The sequence below is a fragment of the Mesorhizobium sp. M0633 genome (assembly GCF_040320645.1).
GTDB lineage: Bacteria > Pseudomonadota > Alphaproteobacteria > Rhizobiales > Rhizobiaceae > Mesorhizobium.
On the sequence record NZ_JAMYQC010000082.1, the window covers coordinates 1 to 6,091 of the forward strand.

At 60.3% G+C, this 6,091-nt stretch carries 6 protein-coding genes and 1 pseudogene; 6 read left to right on the top strand and 1 reads right to left on the bottom strand.

Annotated elements, in window-relative coordinates; all coding sequences use genetic code 11:
• The first annotated feature begins 382 nt into the window (after nucleotides 1-382).
• From NKI47_RS34430 to NKI47_RS34455, 6 genes and pseudogenes are all read left to right on the top strand, one after another.
• The gene (locus NKI47_RS34430) at nucleotides 383-1,549 is read left to right on the top strand and encodes an FAD-dependent monooxygenase (RefSeq protein WP_352596194.1); all 1,167 of its coding nucleotides are present in this window, start codon (nucleotides 383-385) and stop codon (nucleotides 1,547-1,549) included.
• Nucleotides 1,550-1,791: 242 nt separating this feature from the next.
• Nucleotides 1,792-2,157: pseudogene (locus tag NKI47_RS34435) on the top strand (YqaA family protein).
• A 74-nt stretch (nucleotides 2,158-2,231) separates the two neighbouring features.
• Nucleotides 2,232-2,762, top strand: coding sequence for a hypothetical protein (locus NKI47_RS34440; RefSeq protein WP_352596197.1), 531 nt, complete (start codon nucleotides 2,232-2,234; stop codon nucleotides 2,760-2,762).
• Between the two features lie 88 nt (nucleotides 2,763-2,850).
• Nucleotides 2,851-3,084, top strand: a complete 234-nt coding sequence (locus NKI47_RS34445) for a hypothetical protein (RefSeq protein WP_352455531.1) — start codon at nucleotides 2,851-2,853, stop codon at nucleotides 3,082-3,084.
• Nucleotides 3,081-4,538 carry a TolC family protein gene (locus NKI47_RS34450; RefSeq protein WP_352596200.1) on the top strand — a complete coding sequence of 486 codons (1,458 nt, stop codon included), beginning with the start codon at nucleotides 3,081-3,083 and terminating at the stop codon, nucleotides 4,536-4,538. The genes NKI47_RS34445 and NKI47_RS34450 overlap by 4 nt, the downstream gene beginning before the upstream one ends.
• Before the next feature lie 16 nt (nucleotides 4,539-4,554).
• Nucleotides 4,555-5,913 (top strand): multicopper oxidase family protein, encoded by a 1,359-nt coding sequence (locus tag NKI47_RS34455; RefSeq protein ID WP_352455533.1) that lies wholly within the window; start codon nucleotides 4,555-4,557, stop codon nucleotides 5,911-5,913.
• On the opposite strand, the gene NKI47_RS34460 is transcribed toward NKI47_RS34455, so the two are convergent.
• Nucleotides 5,895-6,091: hypothetical protein (locus NKI47_RS34460; RefSeq protein ID WP_352596203.1), on the bottom strand; the 197-nt coding region annotated here is incomplete at its 5' end. The genes NKI47_RS34455 and NKI47_RS34460 overlap by 19 nt on opposite strands.

Below are 6,091 nucleotides of genomic sequence, written 5' to 3' on the forward strand. Positions count from 1 at the left end.
GTCTTCATGGACCAGGGCGAGATCGTTGAGATGAACACGCCCTCGGAATTCTTCTCGCATCCGCGTCACCGGCGCAGCAAACTGTTCCTTGCCCAGATCCTGACTAGCTCGATCGCATAGAGAGAGTTCATCAGCTACGGATCAATGAGCCACCTCTCCGAGATCCCGCACCAAAATGCCCGTGGCAGCGGACCGGCAATGGATCGCCCGCCCTTTGACCATGCCCTGGCAATCTCGAGCACATCTAGAGCCTGGCTCGGCCCGGCAGAACTCACTTCGAGCGAAATTGGAGAAAGCGTGTGGCGTGTTTCACCTGCCTTTCGCCGGGAACAATTTGATGTCGCAAAGTGTTCCCGCGTGAAGAAGGCGAAGGACCGTGAACATGCGCGCAGTCATCATTGGCGCAGGAATCGCCGGACTTGCAGTTGCCAAGGGACTGCGACTCCTCGGATGGGAGACCGAGATTTACGAGCAGGCGAGCGAACTAAAGCCTCTGGGTGCGGGCCTCAGTCTTAGCGCTAATGCGCTTCGTGCCCTTCGTGTGCTCGGGCTCTACGAAGCGGTTGTTGCCGAGGCGCAGCCGATACACAGACTCGATCTTCTCGACGACGAAGGACAAGTCCTTCAATCGACGGATTTTCAGCGCTTCAGCCAGCGATATGGTCACCTCAGTATGGCCGTGCTGCACCGCGGCGATCTCCATCGGGCGCTTCTTACGGAGCTGCCGCGCTCTGTTATTCGCACCGACATGGAATGCGTGGATGCCCGCCAGGTCGGCGAGAAAATCGTCCTGCACTTCGCGGATGGGGAGATAGTGGAAAGCGAGCTGGTGCTCGCTTGCGATGGCATTCACTCCGCTGTTCGTAGGGCATTCTTTCCAGAGTCGCGCGAGCATTTCGCCAGCTACGCCTGCTGGCGCGCCATCTCGCCCGGTCTCCCCCAGGGAATGGACCCTGCGCGTCTTACCGAGAGCTGGGGGGCCGGCAAACGCATCGGGCTGGCCGCGATTCCCGGCGAAAGGGTCTACTGGTTTGCGTGCTGCGGGGCCGAGCGCCTACACGACCCCAAGCTGGCTCAGGCCGATCTTGCCGGAGTGAAGGCGATGTTTTCCGGCTTTCACGATCCCGTCCCTGAGGTCCTCGATCGGACACCGGCGGACTCGCTGATCTGGACGGATATACTTGATCTCGATCCGATACCCTCGTTTACGCGCGGAAATGCGGTTTTGCTTGGCGACGCCGCGCATGCCGTGACACCCGATCTAGGGCAAGGAGCTGGACTTGCCATGGAAGACGCGGCAGTTCTTACAGCGTTGTTCGGACGGCTTCCGGCCGACGAGGCCCTCCGCGAATATGACAAGCGCCGCCTCGACAGGGCACGTAGGGTCGCGGCTGAATCACGCCTCTATGCCAAAGTCGCGCAATGGCAGAACCCGCTTGTCGTCCCTCTTCGCAACTTCCTGGTAAAGAGCATACCGGAGCGTTTCATGGATCAGCAGCTCGACGCGGTTCTCGATGTCACGTTTGAACCCGTGAGGTCCGTCGCCTAACGCGGCGATTTGGCGGCAGCACGTCGCCCGGGCAGTCTTCGGCATGGGCCGCCTGATCCCTGCCTAATGGTCCTGACAGGCTCGCGCAGTTTTTCCGGATGCTCTTGACCTTCCAGCAGCTGGAAAGAGTATCTCTCTCGTATCAAATACGAGGAGACACGAATGAACATCGGAGCTGCCTCCGAAAAGTCCGGGCTGCCGCCGAAGACGATTCGTTTGCTGTTGCCTTCGCTGCGGCGACGATCCTTCCGTCGCAGTCGGAGGCCGCCCTTGCGGGACTCCCTCTCGCCGGCAATGCTGATTTTTCTCGCCAGCATGGGCAACGTCCTGGGTTCTGCGGCAAACTGGGGGCTTGGTCGAGGGATTGAACGCTTGCGGGATAGGCCCTGGTTTCCCCTGCGTCCTGCGACGCTCAACCGCGCAACGAACTGGTATTGCCGTTATGGAAGATGGTCGCTCTTGTTGAGCAGGATGCGATCATCGGCGATCCGCTGAGCGTGGTCGCTGGGGTTTTGCGCGAGCCGCTATGGAGCTTTGTCGTAATCGTCGCTCTCGCGAAGGTCTCGCGTTACTTGGTTGTTGCCGGAGCGGTGCTGAGCCTGACGTAAAACCGAAATCGCGGACATCGCAGCGCGGTTGCGTTCATTTGGGCATGAGCCATAAACAGGCCATACAAATATGTATGAAAAATATTGTGGCGCATGGCGGCTTCGAGCCATACCGTTCTTGCAACGATCCTCACTTTTGGTTGCACTGCAGCAAACTGGTTGAAGGCGGCCTTGACAAATCAGCCGAACAATTGTGGGAAGGGCCGATGAGGACTGTTGGTCGAATCGCGATCCTAGGAAGCGTACCGCTCCGCGCTCTGCTGGCGGTCGTATTCCTGGTCATGTCGGCGCTTCAGCCTGGTCTATTCGCCACAGCCAATGCCACGGGTTTTCACGCCAGCGCGGATCTGCAAGCCGAGACACCTGCACACGACATGAGCCATCACGGCGCCACGGTGAATGAGGCGGATACGTCGGAGCATCAGCACGGCGACAAGCAATCCGCCGACAAGAGCTGTGAAGTGCATTGCGCGCCGGCACATGCGGTGCCAGTCGATTGTCCCGAGTTGGAGCATGTGATCTCCCGCTGCTTTGCGCCCGTCATTGCCGTCACTTTGCCGCTCGGCGAATATAAAGCGCTGATTAGACCCCCAAGATACATCTGAACTGACGCCTCTTTTGAGGGCGTTCGCGCGCAGCGTTGGGAATTCGCTCCCGCGCGGCCAAATGCACACGTCAAGATTCAGGTCTACAATGAAAATCGCAAGCTCCGCGATGCTCGCATCGCTGTTAGTTGCCGGATGCGCGGCAACCACGCCGCCAGACATTCTTCCAGTCTTCAATCCGGCCGATCCCGCAATGGGCGTCCGTGATGCGCGTCACCACCCGGCCGTCGTCGACTATAACCGTCGGGAGCCGGTCGATCCGAAGAATTGGCGGCGTCTTAATGAAGAACTCTCTCCCGCGAACCCGGGGGCCGGATCATGACGCGCCGGTTACTGACCATAGCTGCGGTATTGACTGTCCCGCTGATTGCCAGCGGATGCGTGTCCAGCGGGACCCTTGATTGCATCTCGGCCCCCATGGCCGGCTTCACGACAGTCGCGGCGCGTGCCGAAGCCGTAACCGGCAAGCAAACGGTGTGGGTTCAGTCCAGCGATGAAGCGCGGACGGTCTCGGAGCACGTGAAGCGCCTGGTCCAGAAGGAGACAATCGGTCCAGACACCGCGGTGCAGGTCGCCTTGCTCAACAATAAAGGCCTGCAGGCCGCCTACGCCGAGATCGGCCTGTCGGCGGCCGACATGTGGCAGGAATCGATGCTCGTCAATCCGACGATCTCGGTCGGCATGATCGGCGTCGATCCTGTGCGGACGATCGAAGGAGCGGTGGTCAGCAACATTCTTGCCATGGCGACGCACAAGCGGCGCGTTGCGGTCGCGGATGCCCGTTTCCGTCAGGCCCAGCTCCGCGCCGCCGAGGAAACGCTACGGCTGGCCGCGGACACGCGGCGGGCCTGGATCAACGCTGTCTCGGCCCGTGAGAGCGTTTCCTATTTGAACAAGGCGCAGGCTGCCGCCGATGCTGCTTCTGAACTCGCGCAAAAACTCGGCGAGACGGGTGCCTTCACAAAGACCGGGCAAGCCCGCGAGCACGTTTTTTATGCCGAGATCACCGGTCAGGCGGCGGAGACGCGGCTTACGGCACGGACCGCCAAGGAAGAGCTCACCCGGCTGATGGGTCTATGGGGACCGGATGTCGATTACTCAATCCCCAACATGCTTCCAGCCCTGCCCAAAGGCGCCAAGGCCAAACGCGCGATCGAGGCGGAGGCGCTAAAAAATCGCGTCGACCTCGAGATCGCGAAACTTGAGCTGGAAGCTCTGGCGAAATCCTACGGTCTGACCGAGGCAACGCGCTATGTCAGCGACCTGGAACTACTTTCCGGCGTGGAGGTGGAACGCGAGGATACGGAGGAGGGTGGAACCGAGACGAGTGTCTCACCCACTCTCGAACTCGAGTTCGTCATTCCGATCTTCGACACCGGCAAGGCGCGCATTCGCAAGGCCGAGCTTGCCTACATGCAAGCCGCAAACCGGATCGCGGAAAAGGCCGTCAACATCCGGTCAGAGGCTAGATCCGCCTATGATGCCTACCGTTCGACCTACGACATTGCCCGGCACTATCGGAACAATGTTGTGCCGCTGCGCACAAAAATCGAGGCGGAATCGGTCCTCACCTACAACGGCATGATCACCAACACGTTCGAGCTGCTGGCGGACACACGCGCGAAAATCAGCTCGATCATGCTTTCCCTCAATGCCAAGCGCAATTTCTGGCTGGCCGACGTCAATCTCGGAACCGCCATCCACGGGGGCGGCACAGGCTCATCTGGAGCCGGCGATGCACCGGCCCCAGCCGAAGCGGGCGCCGAAGGCCACTGAACTCAAGGAGAACAAAATGCTTTCAAGACGTCAGTTGCTAGGCGCGGGCGCCCTGCTCGCAGGCGCCACTGCATGGACCAAAACATCCGCAATGGGGCTGCCCGACGCTCCGCTCATGGACTCTCCAGACATGCAGCCTCCGATTGTCCCGACGAGCGGACCTGACTACCAACCGGTCGTGACGCTCAACGGCTGGACACTCCCTCATCGCTTGAACAACGGCGTGAAGGAGTTCCACCTCGTGGCCGAGCCGGTCGAGCGCGAAATGTCGCCCGGCATGACCGCCTATCTCTGGGGTTACAACGGCCAGTCCCCCGGCCCGACCATAGAAGCGGTTGAAGGCGACCGCGTCCGCATCTTCGTAACAAACAAGCTGCCGGAGCACACGACGATCCACTGGCACGGCATGATCCTGCCCAACGGCATGGACGGCGTCGGTGGCCTCACCCAGCCGCACATCCAGCCTGGCAAGACCTTCGTCTACGAGTTCGACCTCGTGAAGAGCGGCACCTTCATGTACCATCCTCATGCCGACGAGATGGTCCAGATGGCCATGGGCATGATGGGCTTCTTCGTGATCCATCCCAAGGACCCGAAATACATGCGGGTCGACCGGGATTTCGTCTTCCTGCTGAATGCCTACGACATCGAACCGGGATCCTACGTCCCTAAGGTCATGGAGATGACCGACTTCAACCTGTGGTGTTGGAATAGCCGCATTTTTCCGGGAGTCAGTCCCCTGGTAGTGTCAAAGAACGACAGGGTGCGGGTGAGGGTCGGCAATCTGACCATGACCAATCACCCGATCCACATGCATGGCTATGACTTCGAAGTGACCTGCACCGATGGCGGCTGGGTTCGCCCCGAGGCACGCTGGCCGGAGGTGTCGATCGACATTCCGGTCGGAGCGATGCGCGCCTATGAGTTTGAAGCCAAGTATGAGGGCGACTGGGCGATCCACTGCCACAAATCGCACCACACGATGAACGCCATGGGACACGATGTGCCGACCTTCATCGGTGTCGACAAGACAAAGGTGACCGACAAGATCCGAAAGGTTCAGCCCGACTATATGCCGATGGGCAATCGCGGCATGGCCGATATGGGCGAAATGGAAATGCCGCTGCCCGACAACACCATCAAGATGATGGATGGCTGGGGGCAATTTGGCCCCATCGAGATGGGTTCCATGTTCTCAGTCGTCAAGGTTCGCGAGGGGCTCGCCTCGAACGACTATACCGATCCTGGCTGGTACCAGCACCCGGCGGGAACCGTGGCCTATGAGTGGAAGCGGGATGTCCCCGCTCCGACGAAGTCAGGCGACGCAAGAACGATGGCCCCGGCAGCGCACGGTGGTCACGGCAAACAGGGATGAGAACCGAACCCCGCAACCTCAACAATGAGAGAAAGTGCAGCATGAAACGTATGATCGTAGCCGCCGTTTTGACGACGCTCAGTTCCGGAGCAGCTCTTGCCGGTGGAAGCCACGCCGGAGGCCATGGCGATAAAGCCGCCACCATGCCGATCGGCAACCCTGGCGAGGCGAGCAAGGC

What these genes read in the sequence shown, in the direction of transcription:
- NKI47_RS34430 (WP_352596194.1), top strand. Translation starts at nt 383, where the DNA reads ATGCGCGCAGTCATCATTGGCGCAGGAATCGCCGGACTTGCAGTTGCC.
- NKI47_RS34440 (WP_352596197.1), top strand. Translation starts at nt 2,232, where the DNA reads ATGAAAAATATTGTGGCGCATGGCGGCTTCGAGCCATACCGTTCTTGC.
- NKI47_RS34445 (WP_352455531.1), top strand. Translation starts at nt 2,851, where the DNA reads ATGAAAATCGCAAGCTCCGCGATGCTCGCATCGCTGTTAGTTGCCGGA.
- NKI47_RS34450 (WP_352596200.1), top strand. Translation starts at nt 3,081, where the DNA reads ATGACGCGCCGGTTACTGACCATAGCTGCGGTATTGACTGTCCCGCTG.
- NKI47_RS34455 (WP_352455533.1), top strand. Translation starts at nt 4,555, where the DNA reads ATGCTTTCAAGACGTCAGTTGCTAGGCGCGGGCGCCCTGCTCGCAGGC.